Origin of the sequence: Flavobacterium sp. (assembly GCF_025352015.1) — a bacterium.
In the GTDB taxonomy this organism is placed as follows: domain Bacteria; phylum Bacteroidota; class Bacteroidia; order Flavobacteriales; family Flavobacteriaceae; genus Flavobacterium.
Window position 1 is genome coordinate 15,960 of record NZ_JANXUG010000085.1, and the last position, 19,021, is coordinate 34,980.

Below are 19,021 nucleotides of genomic sequence, written 5' to 3' on the forward strand. Positions count from 1 at the left end.
ACTTATTTTATAATTTTTGGAACAGGATTAGACGGAATAGCTCTGGCTGTATCTAACATTCGTATCATATCGCCTTCGCCATCTTCTATTTTAATCTGTTTTTTGAATGCAATTTCGCTCAATTGTTGTTGAAATGATACCAGTTCCACATTCACTTCTTGCACTAGTTGTACAATTTTTTGTGCCGGAATCTGATTTAAATGAATGTATAAATTAATGGAGTTAATTTTTGTTGTAAGACCAGCAATTCTACTTTTTACCTCGGGTAAATCATACGCTATCGGAATATGATTGTTCAATTCGGCAGCTCTTTTAGACAATGTTTTGGCTTTTTGCTGAAAAGCACCAAGGCTGCTTTTAGGTTTTTGTTCTAACTCGTTAAGAAATACACGCCATTCTGACCAAATAGCAGTTAACGAGCGCGAAATTTCGTTTGCAGGTTGTGCATTAAAATCCCAGCTTTTAGCAATGGTATTAAAAACTACTTCTCGTTTTTGCGTTTCTTTTTCTTGTTCTAATGCACGTGTTTTTGGGTCTTCTTGACAGGAAGCAATGCATAGAAATACCAAAAGAGATGCTGCGAAACGTAATTTCATAAGAAATGATTAAAGACGTAAAGGTATTATAAATCTATAGTACTAAAAACCTCAAATAATATTTTATTTAGTAAATAAAAAAACTACCTTATTATCTAGGAGGCAGTTTAGTAAACATTTAAACTTTTTTAATTATGAGTACGCTCAAAGGGAAACAAAATTTAGTAATTAAAACAATTTTAATTTTTTTAAGCCTATAGTTTTGGAGGCTCTTCGTTACCACTAATAGTATTATAAATCACATAGTCATTATATTTAGCAACATCTTGATTCGTCCAAATGTTTTGCCCGGTAACAGCGAATTTTACAAGCATTTCATAAATAGTATTTGCTTTTTCTACTCGTTCTTGTTGATGAGTATCGCGCTCTGCAATCTTTAATTTAACATCCACAATTAAATCTTCAAAAGCCGCTCTCAAATCAGTGATTGTATTTAGCATTTCCTGGGTTAATCCTTTTGGTGCTAAATCTGTAAAAAATTCGTTAGCCACTCTTGCTACTCTTTTTGCAGTGATAAGCAAATCAGAATCTAATTGTTGGGAGAGTAACTCGGCTCCAAATTTTTTATAGTTCGAACTACCTTCAGGAAACACTAACATTACACGAGCCATTACCGCTCTTATAGCTATTCTTACATCTTCTGCTTTAGCATCTTTGTTAGAAGTTGTGTAGGTTTGAGCATTAACTAATTCAGTATCGGTGTCAGTATCAGAAAAAGCATCAATGCTAGCCTCGAGAGCATCAAAATCATTGGGAGTAATCCCAAATTTTCAAACTCTGTTTTGTCTCTTCTCATGAAGGCAATTTTTTCTTTGCCAATGGTTACCAATTTTGCATCCGAAAAATTGTAACCTCTCAAAATTTCTTTCTTTTTCATTTTTCATTTTTTTATTTGGTTAAACATACTCAAAGCTAGACAACTGATTTTAATTTTTTTGTTAATGAAAAATTAAAAATTTATTAAAAAAATACTAAATTTTTTGTCCGAAGTAAGAAAGTAGTTTTTAGATGTAGTCTTTCCGGGTTTAGACAACCTTAATTCTATTTTAGACGACCTAAAGTAGCATTCAGTTAAGCTTTTGAAGCAATACGAAGACTATAATTATCTTCTAGATAACCTTTAGAAGCCTCTAGAAGCTTATTAGTAATCTCTAGAAGTAAGAAATCATCCTTTTTTGTGGTTTTCGGAAGGTGTTAACTACACTTTTAGATACTTAAAATAGTTATATGAAGCCGTTTACAGGTTTGAAATAGTTTTGCTCTTTAAATTAAAAAGCCTAAATAACTCTTCATAATCTAGCTCAAGTATGTTAATAATTTTGAAAAGTATTGATAAAGTTATTTCTACTTTTCCGTTTTTAATTTTGTTGTAGTTGGCTTGCTTAATTTCAAGAAGCATTGCCATATATTCTTGTTAGTAATTAAGTTCATGACGTTTATTCCGAATTTTTGCTAATATGGTTTCGATATTCATGGTATAATATATTTTTAATAATTCCTTAATAGTATACTAGTTAGCTACTTAACTTTTAATAGTGGTAATGCAATAATAGTCAAAAAAAACAATTCTTACATTTTTTTTAGAAAAAATTATTCTTTTAAAGAATAATTTTGTGAGGCTAAAAGTGTATTATTTTAAAATAATTACTTCAACTTTACAATAAAAAAAACTTTTGCAGAAACTATTTGTTACACATTGTAAAATATTCATTATTTCTTAAAGCATTTTTCTTGAAAACAAAGTTTCTATTTTATCGGTTGGTTTAGCATTGCCTTGGGGAATTGCTAGCGGATAATGTTCGAGTAGATTGTAAATACTATTTAAAATTAAAAGCTCCTATCAAGTAGGAGCTTTTATTATATTTGCTACTCTAATAAAGTAGTTGTAAACATGGTTAAAAATATAGATTTTGGACATAATGGTACATTCAAAACTCTAATTTTTGATAAAAAAAGGTTTAAAGTTGTCATAGAATCTCTTATTGACCATGTTGTAAATACCAATTCATTTGATTTACGTTTTGAACTGGATAAACCAATTACTAGAGTTAGAAACCATGCTTATGAATGGGAAGAATTATCAAATGATTTTGTAGCGAATAAATTTCATCCAAAGATTATTCAATTAGCAGATGGAACCTATTTGCAATCAAATATCACTGCGGGTATTTGGGAAGTGAATAAACTAAACCCCCAATATTCTTTTGTGGCGTTTTAACCCTCTCAACTCGGATATGATTACTGAGTATACGGGACCTAAACGGATTAAAACAGCTTTCCCATCTAATCAACATTTTACTTTTCAAGTAGCACCCTCATTGGTTTGGAGTAAAACAAATGCCATAGAATTCAGCCGTTCCAAAATTCCTTTTAGTGCATTGATTTGCTTTACTGATCATTGCGATTTTGATACTCCTCAAAATACTAAAACCCAAAGAGAGTTTTTCAAATCAGTAAATGTTAAAATAAGCAAAGGGTTTTTTTAAATCATTTTTCAAAACGAGAAGACAACCTTTCTTTTGAACGTGAACCTCATGAACTCAAGGCTTGGAAAAATGATGGACATGAGTTGTGTTATCATTCTTTATCACAATCTATAAAACCTGAAGAAGATAGTATTACCGATTTTAAAACATATGAGCCTCCTTTTTCTTTTATGCCTACTTGGATAGATCATGGTGAACAACGCTACAATTTATCGTTTTATAAAAATCGGGGAATAATGGATGATGCAGAATTTTCAACCATAATGAAAAAAAAAGGCATTACAACCTTTTGGAATTATATTGATAGTGGTGTTTCTGTGAAAGGAGTAATTAATCAATTGAATCCTAAACATTTTACCTTAGAAAATTATTATAAAGGCATCGGCAATCATTCTTATATTGAACGAATGAGTATGATGATTAAAATGATTTTTTTTATCATTATGCTGTCGATAGTTTAATCTCAAATTATCAACAATTAGCCGCCGAAGTGAAGAAAGTTATTTTTAAAAGAAATTTAAAAGCTATACCTCGTTTATTAAAAAAAGCCTATTCACTTTTAATACCAATTAGCAAAGTAATATTTAGTTGGAAAACTCAAAAAAAGAAACCTTTTAAAACAGCAAAATATGCTACTATTCTATTTAAACATTTTATTGATGGAAGTTATTTTTATTTATTTCAAACCATTGAAATGAATGATTTTATCAACGGTTTACATCCTTCAAACATTGATTTATTAATTGAAGAAAAGGGAATTTGCATTGCACACACTTATTTTTCGTTACCAATAGAATATCATAAAGGAAGATTATTTACTAATGACAACCAAATTAATCAAGTAGTAGCTGCTAATTTCAACTATTTAAGTAAAAAAATTAAGGATGGCGCTATTTGGAATCCTACTATTAATGAATTGGTTAACTTTATAGCTAATTTTGAATCTGTTTTGGTTGATGTAGACGAAAATGGAGAAATCTTTGTTGCTACACCTACCATTTTAGATTATAGAACCGTTCATTAAATGGAATTAATTGTAACTTCTGAAGCTTCTTGGCTAAAAAAGTGGGATGCTTTCGTTATTCATCAAAACAAAGCCTGTCATTTGAATTTATCGGCATGGAATTCCTCTTTTTTATCCTACGGTTTTCAGTATGAAATAGTGATTGCCATAGAAAATGGGGAAATAATTGGAGGTTACACAGCGGTTATAGCAAAAGTAGCTTTGTTTAAATTTTATATAGTTCCTTATGGACCAATTATTATTGAAGAAAAAATAAATCAATTAAATTCACTCATCGAATATACGCTAAAAAGAGCCAAACACCATAAAACTTGTTATATACATATTAACCTACCTTGTACAAAGCAAATAAATAGTCACACCTATAACCATCTACCTAAAATAGAAATTTTAGATGAAGCAGCAATTGGACATTTGTTTAAATATGTTTATTCGTCCTCTGGAATAAATTGGAAATCAGTTGATGGTTATGAAAATGAAGAAGCATTAATTATGAGTTTCAAACCTTCAGTTAGAAGATATATTAGAAGTTCACAACGAAAAGGATTGGCACTCCAATTAGCAATTGATGAAGAAACCATTAAGAAAGGATACCAGCTTTGTTTGGAAAATGCCAAGAACAAAGGTTATTCTCTTCGTGATTGGAATTCGTTTAAAGACACTATAATTAATCTTGTTTTTGCTAATAATGCGAAATTTTTACTCGCTGTTTATGATGGTCAAATAAAAGGAGCTGCATTAATAATCAAAGCGGGTAACTATTACAGTTATATTTTAGGTGGAACCGTAAAAGAAAAACCAGATTTTTTAGCGGGTCACTTTCTCCATTATGAAGCAATAAAAATGGCTTATACAGAAAAACTTTCGGGATATAACATATCACTTGGAGGTTCAAAAGGGGTTGTCAGTTTAAAAGAAAGTTATGCAGATGCACAACTCTATTTCAAAGAAGGTCAATATCATTGGATATTGAAACCTTTACAGTTTAAACTATTTTTACTGGTAGAAAAACATTTTAAGAAACATAAAAAAACAATTTCAAAACTTTTATCTTTCTTAAAAAAATGATTAGAAAATATTTAAAATATTTTAAAATACAAACCGTAGATGTCTTGATTTATTATCTAGACAAATCATTATTATTTGATTTTGAAACTCAAGATTATATTGTTAAAAAAAGGAAGATGGATAACAAAAAAATATGTTTTTCAATTTCTGTTGACGGAAAAGTTATTCACGAAAGTTATTTATATAATAGAACTTTTATTTTAAGATTAATCAATAAAAAAGGACCCACAATTGGTGATTGTAAAACCATTGAAGGTTATAGAGGAAAAGCTATTTATCCGTTTGTAATAAACTATATAGCTAAACAAGAAATTCTTTCAAACAATATTAAAGAAGTTTTTATTATCGTTAATTCTGATAATGCTAGTTCTATAAAAGGAATAGAAAAAGCAGGTTTTAAAATGCATACTAGAATAAAAACTAAAAAGTTTCTTTTGTTTTATTTTAAGGTTAATAAACTTTCTAATTTAGAAAAAACTTAATTCCTCGAAATGTATCTTTGTTAAACAAACAAACGTATTAAATGAGTACAAAAATATTAATTATAGGCGCTTGCGGGCAAATAGGAACCGAGCTTACCAAAAAGCTACGAACCCTTTATGGTGTGGACAATGTTATTGCTTCTGACATCAGAAAGTTGAATAACGACATTGTAAACAATGGTATTTTTGAAGTGGTCAATGCTTTAGATTACAATCAGATTGAGCATTTAATCGAGCAATATCAAATTACCGATGTGTATTTGATGGCTGCTTTATTATCAGCAACGGCAGAAAAGAATCCAGCGTTTGCTTGGGACTTGAATATGAATTCGTTGTTTCACGTATTGAATTTGGCAAAAGCCAAGAAAATAAAAAAGATATTTTGGCCCTCGAGTATTGCTGTTTTTGGACCAACAACTCCAAGAGATAAAACGCCGCAATATACCATAATGGAACCGACCACTGTTTACGGAATTAGCAAACAAACAGGCGAAAGGTGGTGTGAATACTACCATAACATTTATGGTGTTGATGTGCGCAGTATTCGGTATCCGGGACTAATTAGTTGGTCAACCGAACCTGGTGGAGGAACCACAGATTATGCTGTAGATATTTATCACAAAGCCTTGAAAGACGAAACGTATGAATGTTTTTTATCTGAAGACACGGCTTTACCCATGATGTATATGGATGATGCTATCAGGGCAACAATTGAAATTATGCAAGTACCAATCAAGAATATCAAAATTCGTTCTTCGTATAATTTATCGGGGGTGAGCTTTACGCCAAAGGAAATTGCCAATGAAATCAAAAAGCATATTCCTAAATTTATAATTTCTTATAAACCCGATTTTCGTCAGAAGATTGCCGATAGTTGGCCAGCTTCTATAGATGATAGCTGTGCACAAGAAGATTGGAATTGGAAAAAGAAATTTAATTTAGCTTCAATGACGGTTGCAATGTTAGAAAACTTGAAATAAAACCTTTTTTAAATAAAAAATGCTATTCTAAAACTAGAATAGCATTTTCGTTAAAACAAAACAAAACCTTTTATTGTTGTACTATTGTAGGTCTTAAAGATTCTAAAACTGCCACAATATCAGTATAAAGTTGCGTATTAGCAGCAACGCCATTTTGTACTGCTGCAGCACCTACGTATCCTTCAAATTTAGTGTAATTAGCTGCATTAGCTTTTACGCCCATTCTAGGATTAGTTGCTGGATTGTGTGCAGCCGCCATAGAAAGTCCAGAATAGGTGTTAACTGCGTTTGTTCCTCCTGTATTAAATGAGAAGAAATCGGTAAGATTGTCTGTCAATTCAGCCAAATTAGTAGCTTGAGTTGTTCCTGTTTCTGATAAAAGAGGTGCAAAATGAGCTCCTAAATTTCCACTGGCAGGAGGATTGGATGTGATATCTGCAACAATTAAACCAATTGTTGTTTTAACCACCTTACGATAGCTCAAACGTCCTGACTCAATCATTTGACCGGGATTGTCTGGATCGGCTACCATTGTTGTTCCGCCCAATCTTTGATAGATTGATGCTGGAGCCGCTGAACTATCTTTACTACAAGATGTTAGCGATAAAGCTCCAATTACTAGCGCACATAGTGCAATTTTTGAATACTTAGTCATAGTTTTAATATTTATTAATTAATTGAAAATTCTTTGTACAAACTTGGTGAACTTATAACTTATGCCATCTCGTCTCATGACGGGGCAAACTTGTTTATTAGCTAAATTGGCGGGAATGATAAAACGTTGTGCGTTGTAGTTCCCTTTTGTCATTAACTCATTATATATTTTTTTAGAGTCGGCTATTCTATTGTCATGAAAATAAACTACCACATTTCTTTTTATAATAATTTCATCATCAACTCCAGCAATAGAGTGTAACTTCTGTTTAATATCAATAGTACTTGTAGAGTCAAAAGGTTTGTCAAAATCTATTCTGCTTATTTGAATGTAGGCATTATCTACTGGTTTAGCTGTTGCAATGTGATATACTAATATCACAAATAGCAATAAAAATAATCCTAAAATACTTAATAAAGCGATCTTTAACTTTTTGTTAAATTTCATAATGTTTTAATTTGTGAACTAATGTACGAAAAAAAATTATTTTTGGTTTTTTTTAATAAAAAAATTAAAAATTGTTTTGATTAAGGATTTAATTAAAACAAAAAGCGCTGCTTTTGACACGAAACAGCGCTTTTCTAACAAAACAAAACTAACCAAACATCAAATAGTCATTGGGAGAAATTACTTGTTTCTTAAATAGCGACGAGCATATTTTTTAAACAGGAGCAAACAGAGCTAAATAAAACAAAAGCAATAGTAATGCAATCATCGCTATATAGGTAGTGGTTCCAAATAATCTATTAATTTTTTTGTTGATGTCCATAATCGTAATATTTGAGGTTCTTAAATTCAATTACGATATAAGTTTGATTATGGTTTTGAAGTGGTTAAAAAAGTTTTACTTTCTTTTGTTTTTTAAGTCAATAATCAGACTTTCTTCAATGGGAGATTTTATTTTCACTATAGCATCAACCGTATCATTGGGAATAGTTAAAGAAAGGATATAATGTTTTATTTTCCAAATGCCATTATTTAAAAATAAAATTCCTGAACCGCGGCATATTTTCATTCTAGTGTTGAGCAATTCATCAAACCAAGCTATGGTTTTGTCATCGTTTAAATAAATATGTCTTTCTAAACAGATAAAACTCCATGCTTTGCCTTTGTCAAAATAAGGTTTGGCATAAGCTTTAAAAGCAGTTTTAGTCCAATTTTCTGTAGCATCAGTTCCTACAAAGATGGCATCATCCGTTAATAAATCAAAATAGTTTTTAAAATTGGTTTCACTAGCGGCTTTGTGCCACGCATCAAGTGTTTTGTTGATTTCAATTTTTACAGGTTCTTGCGCAGTAACGGTGTTGATAAAAAACAATAATAGTATAAAAAGTATTATTTTTTTCATAAGGATTAAATTGTTGATTAAGTGTATCATTGTACTAATATTGGATAAAGTAAAGATACAATTTACAATTGTATAAGTTTTTGTATTTTTATAAACAAATTAGTGATGAATGTATGAAAAAAGCACATGAATATGGTATTTTAATTATTGTTTTTGCGTTAAGTATTTCCTTGATAAGCTGGTGTTGTAATAAGAAGAAGGACAATGGCAATAGCAGTCATGGAACGTCAAAGAATTTTGTTGTCTCCTTTGATAGTACATTAGTTACTGCATTTTACGCCAAGTATCCCAAATTAGTTCTCTACAAAAAACAAGTAGCATCGTTGTATCAAAAAAACAATTATGATTTTATTTGGTACGATAAAAAAGGAAGAAAAGAAACTGCAGATGTCATTTATAATAAGATTAATAACTTGAGCGAAGAAGGCATACAAGTAAAAGCTCCTTACAAAGAAATAGTAGATGCTTTGTTTCAAACAACAACTAGTAAAAGTGATATTAATACAGAATTATTTTTGTCTAACTATTATTTCTTTTATATTAATAAAACACTTCGAGGTATTGATAGCACTAAAATGAAAGAATTAGAATGGTATTTGCCTAGAAAAAAACAATCTTACGTTGGTTATCTAGATTCTTTATTGGTTGATCCAAAATTATTAGATAACAAAGAGCAACATATTAGCCAATACTATAAACTCAAAACCGTATTACAAAGATATAGAACTATTGAGCAAAAAGGAGGATGGGATTCTATTGTAGTGCCAAATGACTTTAAACTTATTAAACCCGGTGACAGTTCTGATGTTGTGGCAAAAGTTAGAACCCGATTGTTCCTCACGGGCGATATAGCAGAAGATTCAAAAAACCGAGTTTATGGAAATGCGCTGCAGCTTGCCATTTTGAAATATAAAAAACGAAATGGTTTTACCTTGGATAAAACGATTTCACCAAAACATATTGCCGAAATGAATGTGCCTATTGGCCAACGTATAAAAACAATCATCGTTAATATGGAGCGTTGCCGATGGATTTCTACCAGTGTAACCAAGGCTAAAGAGTTTATAGTCGTTAATATTCCATCCTATCGACTAACTTATTTTAAAGAAGGAAATATGGCGTTAGTCTCGAATGTGGTTGTAGGAAACACAATGAATAAGACAGTCATATTTAGCGGAATGATGAGTTATATTGTATTCAGCCCTTACTGGAATGTTCCTATAAATATAATTAAAACAGAACTTCTTCCAAATATCAAAAAAGATAAGAACTATCTATCAAAACATAATATGGAGTGGAACAATGGTAATATTAGGCAAAAACCTGGGACTTCAAATTCGTTAGGGTTGGTCAAGTTTTTATTTCCAAACACTAATAATATTTATTTACACGACACACCCTCTAAAAGTTTATTTAATTCAGAGAAGCGAGCCTTTAGTCATGGATGCATTCGAGTTGAAAAGCCAGTTGAATTAGCCAATTTAATTTTGGCTGACGATTCGAATTGGACACCAGAAAAAATAGATGAGGCCATGCATAAGGGAAAAGAAAGTTGGTATACACTTAAAAATAAAATTCCGGTTTACATTGGCTATTTTACAGCTTGGGTTGATGATGATGGCACCATAAATTTTTATAAAGATATTTATGAAAAAGATGCCCAACTAGCCTCAATGTTGGTAGAACAATAGCTTAAAAAATCCCATTCTCATTTTTTAAAGAGAATGGGATTTTAATTTTTTTTAAATATTACCAAATCTTAACTCGCTTTTCCGTAGCAAGATATAAGGAATCGATGGGCTTAATCTTAAATGCTTCATAGAATTCAGGCACGTTTCTAACTACACCATTAATTCTAAACTTCGCTGGCGAATGAGGATCACGGGCAATTTGACTACGAAGTGCTGCTTCACGCAATTTTTCTCCCCAAACTTGTCCCCAACCTAAAAACACACGTTGCATACCAGTGAAACCATCCATAACTGGAGCTTCTTTGCCATTCAAACTTGCTTTGTAAGCTTTGATTGCAATGCTTAATCCACCGAGGTCACCAATGTTTTCTCCCAAAGTATAAGCGCCATTCACATTTAGATCTGGAAATGCTTTGAAGCTACTGTATTGTGTTTCTAAAGCAGCAGTTTTTGCCTTGAATGCTTTTAAATCGGTATCTGTCCACCAGTTTTTCATTACACCAGCACCATCATAAGCACTTCCTTGATCATCAAATCCATGTCCGATTTCGTGACCAATTACAGCGCCAATACCACCATAATTTACGGCATCGTCAGCTTTTAAATCAAAGAAAGGCGGCTGTAAAATAGCGGCTGGGAATACAATTTCATTAAGCGAAGGATTGTAGTAAGCATTTACCGTTTGTGGCGTCATGCCCCATTCAGTTCTGTCAACAGGTTTTCCTAATTTGTCAAGGTTTCTTTTGTATTCAAATTCGTTGGCTCTTACAGCATTGCCATACAAATCGTTTTTAGCAACTTTCAACGTCGAGTAGTCTCTCCATTTATCAGGATAACCAATTTTAATCATGAATTTATCCACTTTTGCCAATGCTTGTTTTTTAGTATCAGCACTCATCCAATCTAATTTTTTGATGCTTTCAGTGTAAGCTTTCAATAAATTTTTCACCAAAGTCACCATGCGTTCCTTAGCTTCAGGAGAGAAGTGTTTTTCAACATACACTTTTCCTACCATTTCGCCCATCGCACCATTAACAGCGTTTACACCACGTTTCCAGTCTTCTTCTGGTTTTTCTACACCATATAATGTTTTATTATAGAATTCAAAATTTTCGTTGTCCAATACCGTGTTCAATCTGTTGGCATTTCTGTTGATTAAACCCCATTTGAGATAGATTTTCCAAGTGTCAAGAGGCGTATTTTTAATAATTTTGTTCAAGCTTTTTGTATATTCAATCTGTGAAATGATAACTGATTTTTCTTTATCCATACCAGCAGTTTTAAGCATGGCAGCCCAATCAAAATCGGGCATCAGAGTTTTTAAATCAGCTGTATTATATTTATTGTAAAGCTTTACAACATCACGAGTATCTTCTTTTTTCATATGACTTGAAGCTATGGCAGTTTCAAGAGCCATAATTTTAGAAGCGTTTTCAGCAGGTTTTTCGATATTACATAACTGCAGCATCTTTTCTACATGAGCTACATATTTTTTACGAATGTCTGCCATCTTTGCGTCAGTTGACGTGTAGTATTCCCTTTCAGGAAGTCCAATTCCCGACTGCCAAGTGGTTAAAGCATACTCATTTGGGTTTTTAGAATCCTGATTAACAAATATGCTAATCGGAACCGTAACACCAGTTCTGTTCGAAGTACCAAAATAGCTAGCCAAATCAGTATAATTAGCAATCGCATCGATAGCTTTTAAATCAGGCTGAATAGGCGTTATGCCTTTACTATCTCTATCTTTTCTATTCATGAATGATGCATAGTAATCACCTATTTTTTGTTGGTCACTACCTTCAGCATTACTGCCTTTGGCGGCATCTTCAATAATTACTTTTACATCTTTTTGAGATTGATCATACAGCATGTCAAAAGCTCCATAAGATGCCTTGTCTGCCGGAATTTTGGTGCTTTTATACCAAGTTCCGTTAACATAATCGGCAAAGTTATCGCCGGGATTTACCTTGGTATCCATATTTTTTTTATTGATACCCGAAGTGCGTTGTTCTTCTTTTTTAGCACAGGAGGCCATTAGCACTACTGCTGCCAAAACAACCATTTTAATTTTTTTCATTGATCGGTTTGTTTGATTAATCCGTTAAAGATAATGAATTATAAATAGTAGATAGAAGTTAAAGAAATGTTAGACTTTATAGTTCGGTAATTTGTTACACAAACAATAATAAAAAACAAAACAGCTCCCCTACTTTTTAAGGAGGGCTGGTCTCGTCTTTAGACGAGGACGGGGTGGTTGCTATACTTACGGCAGCAGGCTATAGTAATTGTTTCTTTTAAACCAATAATAGATTATGTTGAGGTTTTTAAAACAATACCACGCGAAAGAATTCGCGCGGTAGCGGCGTTTGTTACACAGTCCGAATGTTAATTAGTTTTTATGGGTAAGGACGAGTAATAGGCTTTATAAGCAATGATACTACTATGATATACGACATAGCATCAACATATTTACAATATATTATCGACATATTATCAATATTAATTATATTACTTTTATCTGTATATTTATGTGTACTAAAACAAGAAATTGTGGCAAAGCAGGCAGGACATATTAAGCATAGTGGTACCCTTGGTGTCAATTGCTATATTACGAATGGTGTTGGCTATTCGAGGGCAGCCGGGGGAGGATTTACTCGTGACGCGATTAAAAAAAGCAAAACCATGGACAGGGTGCGGGACAACAATACTGAATTTGGGCATGTCTCGGCTGTAAAAAAGATGTTTAAAAACAGCCTGCACTTTTTTTACGGACAACAGAAGGATGTGTTCCTGCACTGGGTGATGGTGTCTGTCTTTTTCCTGCTCAAGGAGTTTGACAAGACTTCTGAACGTGGGAAGCGGAACTGTGTTACTGCTTTCGAAAATCTTGAGGCAGAAAGTTTTTCAGGGCACTTGAATTTGCGAAAGAGCCGCTTACTCTGCACAATGCGGCTTATGATGCAGCATCATACCTTTACACAGCAAGTCTGGATCTAACCCATCTTCCTTACCGCAATGGTGCTACCCATCTGGAGCTGTACCTCGGCATAGTCGTTATGGATTTTGATGAAATGAAGGCGAAACTTTTTGCCAGTTCACCGCTTCGCATTGCCAAAAAAGACCCTGTTACTAATTTAAACCTTTTACCAGAAGAAACTCCTACAGGAAACGGGATACGGATTGCGGTGCTGAGGCACCGTTACCTAAAAGAGGTTAACGGGGATTTATGGGTTGAAGGTGGTGGGGGTTTAGTTTGTAGTTTCAGTCTTAGTTTGCAGTCTCAGTCTCAATTTGCAGTTAGAGTCCTAAAGGATGCTAAGTTTTTTCCAGTGTACCACATTCCTTTTTTGTTAAATAAAAAAAGTCCCACCGAAGCAGGACTAAAGATTTTCATCTACGGCATATAGCCTTATTGTGATAAGATTAAAGATTAGAAATTTTAATCAGTCACAAATGTAAGTAAAAACTTTTTTACTTGGTTTAGGGAAAACGACAAAATAGATAATTATTTTTTATTTATCTTTAAAAATTGTTTAAAAATAAGATTGTTATGGCAAAAATTTTAGGATTGGATTTAGGGACAAATAGTATTGGTTGGGCAATTGTTGATCAGGAAAACATTGATTTTACTCTTGTAGATAAAGGAGTTCGGATATTTTCTGAGGGAGTGAATATTGAAGCAAAGTCCAATAGCGAAAGTTCTAAAGCTGCAAAACGTACCGAATTTAGAAGCGCCAGAAAATTAAAGTACAGACGAAAAATTAGAAAAATTGATTTGCTAAAAGTTTTGTCTGATGCTAATTTATGTCCAAAATTATCTGATGAAGAATTGAATGATTGGAGATATAAAAAAATATATCCTCAAAGCAATGAATTTAGGATTTGGTTAACTACAGATAATCAAAATGATATTGAAGAACGAAAACTTCAAAACAAAAACCCTTATTCATACCGATTTAAAGCAGCAAAAGAAAATCTTAACTTAAATAGTATAGAAGACAGATATATTTTAGGAAGAGCGTTCTATCATATTGCTCAAAGACGCGGTTTTTTGAGTAATCGATTGGATAGTTCTGATAATTCAATTATTGAAGAAAAAAATTCTGATATAACTAGCATAATTAATGAAGCAAATTCAATTGTTGAATTTTCAGAATCATTTTCGGAATTTTTGTCAAGTTTCGATAAAGATGAAGCAAGTAATATCCCATTATTTAAACTTTCGAGAGCTTTTAATACTATTATTAAGGAGAATTCAAGTTTAGTTTATTCTGAATTAAAAGAAAAACTTAATGAAAGATTAAACAAACCAGAATATCTTGGTCCAGTTAAAAGAGCGATTAGCGATTTAACTGAAAAAATTATAAGAGAAAAATGTTCCACTTTAGGTGAATATTTTTTTACTTTATATCAAAAAGGAGAAAAAATTAGAGGTGAATACACACATCGAATTGATCATTATTTGACTGAATTTAATTTTATCTGCAACAAACAGAATATTCCAAATAAGACAAAAGAAGTTATTGAAAAAGCAATCTTTTTTCAAAGACCTTTAAAGTCACAAAAAGGTTTGGTTGCTAAATGTCCGCTAGAAAACAGAAAAGCATGTGTGCCAATTTCGCAACCAGATTTTGAAGAGTTTAGAATGTTGAGCTTTTTGAATAATGTGAAAATAAAGTTGCCTAACGATGAAAAATTAAGGCTGCTAAACGAAGAGGAAAGAGAGCAAATACAATCAATATTTTTTAGAAAATCTAAATCCAATTTTGATTTCTTGGATATTGCAAAAAAGCTTACTCCAAGAGGTTTCACTCCAAAATATTATAAAGACAAAGAGATTTCTAATGAAAATGTTTTGTTCAATTATACTTTAGGAAGTAATGTAGCAGGTTGTCCGACTATTGCTAACTTTGTTGATGTATTTGGTACAGATTGGAAAGAGTATTTGCTTTCAAATTTTGTAAAGAACACAAAAACGATAGATAACGTAAAAGTTCCAAAATCAATTGAAGATATTATTGATGATGTTTGGCATGTTTTATTCCGCTTTGATAATGAAGAATTATTAAAACAATTCGCAATTGAAAATTTTCAATGTGATGAAAAAACCGCTATAAAATTTTCTAAAATAAAACTCAAACAAGATTATGGTTCTTTAAGTATAAAAGCAATTAGAAATATTCTTCCATATTTAAGACAAAATCTTATTTATTCTCATGCTGTTTTCTTGGCAAATATGAAAAATATTTTACCAACAGAAATTTGGAATAATTATGAAAACAGAAATATCATAAATAACGAAATCAATTCAATCATAGAAAACTATAAATTGTATAGCAATAATATTGATATTGTAAATGGATTGATTAAAAATGTAAAAAAAGAAAACGGAACTTGGAGTTCTAATAACAATTTTGTTGCAGAAGTATATAAAAATGGATTAAATAAGCAAGTAAAAGACTTTTTTGGCACAAAAAAATGGAATGAAACACCAGAGAATTTTCAAACTAAAATTTTAGCTGAATGTTTTGAATTATTTTCAAATCAAATGAAACTCAATTCGGGTAGAGGAGAATTTGCTAAAAAACAAACGATAGATGAAATTTTAAAAACTTTTTTAAGTGATAACTTTAATGTAACTGAAGAAAGCTTAAAAAAATTATACCATCCATCAGCAATTGAAGTATATAAAAAAGCCAAAAGAAGTGAAATTGATGGGAAAAAATATTTAGGAAGTCCGTTAATTTCATCCATAAAAAACCCAATAGCAATGCGTTCGTTGCATCAATTAAAAAAAGTGATTAATCAATTGATGAAAGACGACATGATTGATGAAGAAACCATTATTCATATTGAAATGCCAAGAGAATTGAATTCCTCTAATGAACGAGTTGCGATTAGACAATGGAATGAAATTTTAAAAGACAGAAGAAATAAATATAGAGAAGAAATAAAATCCATTTTTAAAGGTGATTTAAAAATTGAAGGTTGTAACGATGTAAACTCTAATTACAACGATTTCGAACCAACTGAAACGGATATTCTAAAATACCAACTTTGGATAGAGCAAAACAAAGTATGTCTTTATACAGGTAAAACCATTTGTATTTCTGATTTTATTGGAAATAATCCAAAGTTTGATATAGAGCATACCATTCCAAGAAGCAGAAGTTTAGATAATTCACAAATCAATAAAACACTTTGTTGTGCTACATATAATCGTCAAACCAAAAAAGATAAAATCCCATTTGAATGTTCAAATCATGAGGAAATTTTACTAAGAATAAAACATTGGTATGCAAAATACAAAGGATTAGAACAGCAATTAAAAGATTTATCCAAAAAAGTAAAAGCCGCTTCAACCAAAGATAAACGCGATAAATACATTATTGACCGAACCAAATTACGATTTGAATATTCCTATTATTTCAAAAAGTATAAATCGTTTACGATGGAAGAAGTTCCAGAAAATTTCAAAAACAGTCAATCAGTTGATATAGGAATTATCAGTAAATACGGAAATTTATTCCTTAAAACCGTTTTCAATAAAGTTTATCCAATAAAAGGAAAAACTACTGCCAATTTGCGACAAATGTGGGGTTTGAATGAAAAGTCAAGAGACAATCACGCACATCATGCCAAAGATGCAGTTGTGGTTGCGTGTTGCACTAGAGATATTAACGATGCTTTGGCAAACTATTATCATGATTTAGAGCAATTTGAATTTTTTGGAAAACCAAAGCCATCATTTTCGCACAGAACACCATGGGAAGGATTTCATAAAGATGTAGATAATTTTGATAATAACACGTTAATTAGTCATCACATACCAGATAATTTACCAGTTCAAAGTAAAAAAGCCATTCGCAAAAGAGGAATTATTCAACGAAATGAAAAGGGTGAAATTAAATATAAACAAGGAGATACAGTTCGAGGTTCTTTGCATAAAGAAAGTTTTTATGGAGCTATTAAGAAAGAGGAAATAAATAAGAAAACAGGCGAAACTGAAGAGATAATAAAATATGTAAAACGTCAAGGAATTGAAATATTTAAAGATGCAGATTTGAAAAACATTGTTGACGACAAAATAAAAGAAATAGTTGCCAATGGAAGAGAACAAGAAAAGTTAATCAAGAAAGAAATTGAAGAGTTAGAAAAACAATTAAAAAAGGTAAAAGAAGAAGATGAAGAACCATTAAGATTTGAAATTGAAGGATTAAAAAATAAAATTAAAAATAATTTATATGTTTTACCAAACAAAAGCGGAAATCCCGTTCCAATCAAGAAAATTCGTTATTATACTAGCGATGTAACCAATCCTTTATTCATCAAAAAACATCGTGATGTTTCAAGACATGAGCACAAACAATTCTATCATGCAAAAAATGATGGAAATTACTGCATGGCTATTTACGAAGGATTAGACAATAAAGGAAAAGTATCTCGTAGCAATCAATTAATTAATATTATTGATGCTGGAAAATATTTCAAGTTAAGTAATGATGATAAAAAAGTTTATCCAATTGCTCCAGAAAAAGATAAAAATTTAAATCAATTAAAATATATTTTAACGAAAGGCAAAATGGTTTTAATCTATGATAAATCTCCAAACGAATTATTGGAAATGTCAGAAGATAAATTATTAGAACGTTTATTTGAAATAACACAATTAGATGTAGAAGACTCTTGTATTAAGTTACTTCATCATATAGAAGCTAGAGAGAAAAAGATGTTAACACCTTTAATGGGATTGAAAACAGGTATGAAAGGTGGAAAGAATATAGGTGAGCATAAAAAATATCCTTGGATTAAAATTGGTGTAAATTCTTTTGATTGTTTAGTGGAAGACTACGAATTTAAATTAACTCCTACGGGAAAAATTAAATTTTTAAAATAATTATATTTGGTGTATATTTACACCAATAAAGGTTTTTAATTATGTCAAGACAAAGTATTACTTTAGCCAATCAAAACGATGAATGGTTAAAACAACAAGTAGCTAACGAAGAATTTACGAGCAAAAGTGAAGCGGTAAATTATTTAATCAAACAAGAACGTGAACGCGATGCGTATCACGATTTTGTACAAATGAAAATTGATAGAGGTTTAAAAAGCGGTTTTAGTACTAAAACTAAAGAAGAACTTTTAGCCGAAATCAAAAATAGACTGAATGTTTAAGTATCATTTATCTTTTGAAGCTGAAGAAGATGTTGTAAGAATTTTTAAATTTGGATTAGGAAAATTTGGATTTCAACAAGCAAACAAATATTACGACATGTTATTTGAATGTTTTGATAAAATTGCATCAAATCCGAATATGTTTCCAGTCAATTCTAAATATAAACATATTGAAAGATTCTGTGTTTGTGGAGTTGATACTATATACTATAATATTAATGGTGATGAAATTGAAATCATTACAATAATTGGAAGGCAAGATTTTTAAGTTCATTGACATAAAATTTTCAAACTCTTAAACAGCTCAAACCACAACAGAGTTACTGCGTTAGCGCACTCTGTTGTGGTTTGATTAAAGATTAGAAAACACGATATTAAAAACTGGCAAATTAAAAACAGTTACTAAGTTGTGGTTTGATTAAAGATTAGAAAACACGATATTTGTTAGCTACTAATGTAAAAAGTTTTAATTGTTGTGGTTTGATTAAAGATTAGAAAACACGATATTTG

21 protein-coding genes are annotated in these 19,021 nt (G+C 31.2%); 13 read left to right on the forward strand and 8 right to left on the reverse strand.

Annotated elements, in window-relative coordinates; genetic code table 11:
- Positions 1-2: 2 nt before the first annotated feature.
- The 4 genes from Q0Q96_RS08385 to Q0Q96_RS12275 form a co-directional block, all read right to left on the reverse strand.
- Entirely contained in the window at positions 3-596 is a 594-nt protein-coding gene (locus Q0Q96_RS08385) for a hypothetical protein (protein WP_293873642.1), read from the reverse strand.
- A 194-nt stretch (positions 597-790) separates the two neighbouring features.
- Positions 791-1,207: a hypothetical protein gene (locus Q0Q96_RS08390; RefSeq protein WP_293873645.1), complete on the reverse strand. Its 417-nt coding sequence runs from the start codon at positions 1,205-1,207 to the stop codon at positions 791-793.
- A gap of 74 nt (positions 1,208-1,281) precedes the next feature.
- The gene (locus Q0Q96_RS08395; protein ID WP_293873647.1) at positions 1,282-1,473 is read right to left on the reverse strand and encodes a hypothetical protein; all 192 of its coding nucleotides are present in this window, start codon (positions 1,471-1,473) and stop codon (positions 1,282-1,284) included.
- A 360-nt stretch (positions 1,474-1,833) separates the two neighbouring features.
- Positions 1,834-2,001 carry a helix-turn-helix domain-containing protein gene (locus Q0Q96_RS12275; protein ID WP_366069197.1) on the reverse strand — a complete coding sequence of 56 codons (168 nt, stop codon included), beginning with the start codon at positions 1,999-2,001 and terminating at the stop codon, positions 1,834-1,836.
- A gap of 486 nt (positions 2,002-2,487) precedes the next feature.
- Between Q0Q96_RS12275 and Q0Q96_RS08400 the strand changes: the two genes are divergently transcribed.
- From Q0Q96_RS08400 to Q0Q96_RS08430, 7 genes are all read left to right on the forward strand, one after another.
- On the forward strand, positions 2,488-2,814 hold the full coding sequence (locus Q0Q96_RS08400; RefSeq protein WP_293873649.1) for a hypothetical protein: 327 nt from the start codon (positions 2,488-2,490) through the stop codon (positions 2,812-2,814).
- Between the two features lie 16 nt (positions 2,815-2,830).
- Complete coding sequence (locus Q0Q96_RS08405; protein ID WP_293873650.1) at positions 2,831-3,082, forward strand: hypothetical protein; 252 nt, start codon at positions 2,831-2,833, stop codon at positions 3,080-3,082.
- Positions 3,083-3,165: 83 nt separating this feature from the next.
- Positions 3,166-3,543, forward strand: a complete 378-nt coding sequence (locus Q0Q96_RS08410; protein WP_293873653.1) for a hypothetical protein — start codon at positions 3,166-3,168, stop codon at positions 3,541-3,543.
- Between the two features lie 29 nt (positions 3,544-3,572).
- Positions 3,573-4,106 (forward strand): hypothetical protein, encoded by a 534-nt coding sequence (locus Q0Q96_RS08415; protein WP_293873656.1) that lies wholly within the window; start codon positions 3,573-3,575, stop codon positions 4,104-4,106.
- On the forward strand, positions 4,107-5,174 hold the full coding sequence (locus Q0Q96_RS08420) for a peptidoglycan bridge formation glycyltransferase FemA/FemB family protein (protein ID WP_293873659.1): 1,068 nt from the start codon (positions 4,107-4,109) through the stop codon (positions 5,172-5,174).
- The gene (locus Q0Q96_RS08425; protein ID WP_293873662.1) at positions 5,171-5,656 is read left to right on the forward strand and encodes a hypothetical protein; all 486 of its coding nucleotides are present in this window, start codon (positions 5,171-5,173) and stop codon (positions 5,654-5,656) included. Before Q0Q96_RS08420 ends, Q0Q96_RS08425 begins: the two co-directional genes overlap by 4 nt.
- 41 nt (positions 5,657-5,697) lie before the next feature.
- Positions 5,698-6,636, forward strand: a complete 939-nt coding sequence (locus tag Q0Q96_RS08430; RefSeq protein ID WP_293873665.1) for an NAD-dependent epimerase/dehydratase family protein — start codon at positions 5,698-5,700, stop codon at positions 6,634-6,636.
- Between the two features lie 70 nt (positions 6,637-6,706).
- Here Q0Q96_RS08430 and Q0Q96_RS08435 read toward each other — a convergent pair whose 3' ends face one another.
- The 3 genes from Q0Q96_RS08435 to Q0Q96_RS08445 form a co-directional block, all read right to left on the reverse strand.
- Entirely contained in the window at positions 6,707-7,291 is a 585-nt protein-coding gene (locus tag Q0Q96_RS08435) for a hypothetical protein (RefSeq protein ID WP_293873668.1), read from the reverse strand.
- A gap of 18 nt (positions 7,292-7,309) precedes the next feature.
- The gene (locus Q0Q96_RS08440) at positions 7,310-7,738 is read right to left on the reverse strand and encodes a hypothetical protein (protein WP_293873671.1); all 429 of its coding nucleotides are present in this window, start codon (positions 7,736-7,738) and stop codon (positions 7,310-7,312) included.
- Between the two features lie 397 nt (positions 7,739-8,135).
- Positions 8,136-8,639 (reverse strand): nuclear transport factor 2 family protein, encoded by a 504-nt coding sequence (locus Q0Q96_RS08445; RefSeq protein ID WP_293873673.1) that lies wholly within the window; start codon positions 8,637-8,639, stop codon positions 8,136-8,138.
- A gap of 113 nt (positions 8,640-8,752) precedes the next feature.
- Here Q0Q96_RS08445 and Q0Q96_RS08450 point away from each other — a divergent pair, with 113 nt between their 5' ends.
- On the forward strand, positions 8,753-10,330 hold the full coding sequence (locus Q0Q96_RS08450; protein WP_293873675.1) for a L,D-transpeptidase family protein: 1,578 nt from the start codon (positions 8,753-8,755) through the stop codon (positions 10,328-10,330).
- A 58-nt stretch (positions 10,331-10,388) separates the two neighbouring features.
- Here Q0Q96_RS08450 and Q0Q96_RS08455 read toward each other — a convergent pair whose 3' ends face one another.
- Positions 10,389-12,410 (reverse strand): M13-type metalloendopeptidase, encoded by a 2,022-nt coding sequence (locus Q0Q96_RS08455; protein ID WP_293873677.1) that lies wholly within the window; start codon positions 12,408-12,410, stop codon positions 10,389-10,391.
- A gap of 473 nt (positions 12,411-12,883) precedes the next feature.
- On the opposite strand from Q0Q96_RS08455, the gene Q0Q96_RS08460 reads away from it, so the two are divergent.
- The 5 genes from Q0Q96_RS08460 (at position 12,884) to Q0Q96_RS08480 (ending at position 18,779) form a co-directional block, all read left to right on the forward strand.
- Positions 12,884-13,330: a hypothetical protein gene (locus Q0Q96_RS08460; RefSeq protein ID WP_293873679.1), complete on the forward strand. Its 447-nt coding sequence runs from the start codon at positions 12,884-12,886 to the stop codon at positions 13,328-13,330.
- 59 nt (positions 13,331-13,389) lie between these two features.
- Positions 13,390-13,740 (forward strand): hypothetical protein, encoded by a 351-nt coding sequence (locus tag Q0Q96_RS08465; protein WP_293873682.1) that lies wholly within the window; start codon positions 13,390-13,392, stop codon positions 13,738-13,740.
- A 143-nt stretch (positions 13,741-13,883) separates the two neighbouring features.
- Positions 13,884-18,230 carry a type II CRISPR RNA-guided endonuclease Cas9 gene (gene cas9 / locus Q0Q96_RS08470; protein ID WP_293873684.1) on the forward strand — a complete coding sequence of 1,449 codons (4,347 nt, stop codon included), beginning with the start codon at positions 13,884-13,886 and terminating at the stop codon, positions 18,228-18,230.
- Positions 18,231-18,271: 41 nt separating this feature from the next.
- Complete coding sequence (locus Q0Q96_RS08475; RefSeq protein WP_293873686.1) at positions 18,272-18,511, forward strand: CopG family transcriptional regulator; 240 nt, start codon at positions 18,272-18,274, stop codon at positions 18,509-18,511.
- Positions 18,504-18,779, forward strand: coding sequence for a type II toxin-antitoxin system RelE/ParE family toxin (locus Q0Q96_RS08480; protein WP_293873689.1), 276 nt, complete (start codon positions 18,504-18,506; stop codon positions 18,777-18,779). The genes Q0Q96_RS08475 and Q0Q96_RS08480 overlap by 8 nt, the downstream gene beginning before the upstream one ends.
- Positions 18,780-19,021: the final 242 nt, after the last annotated feature.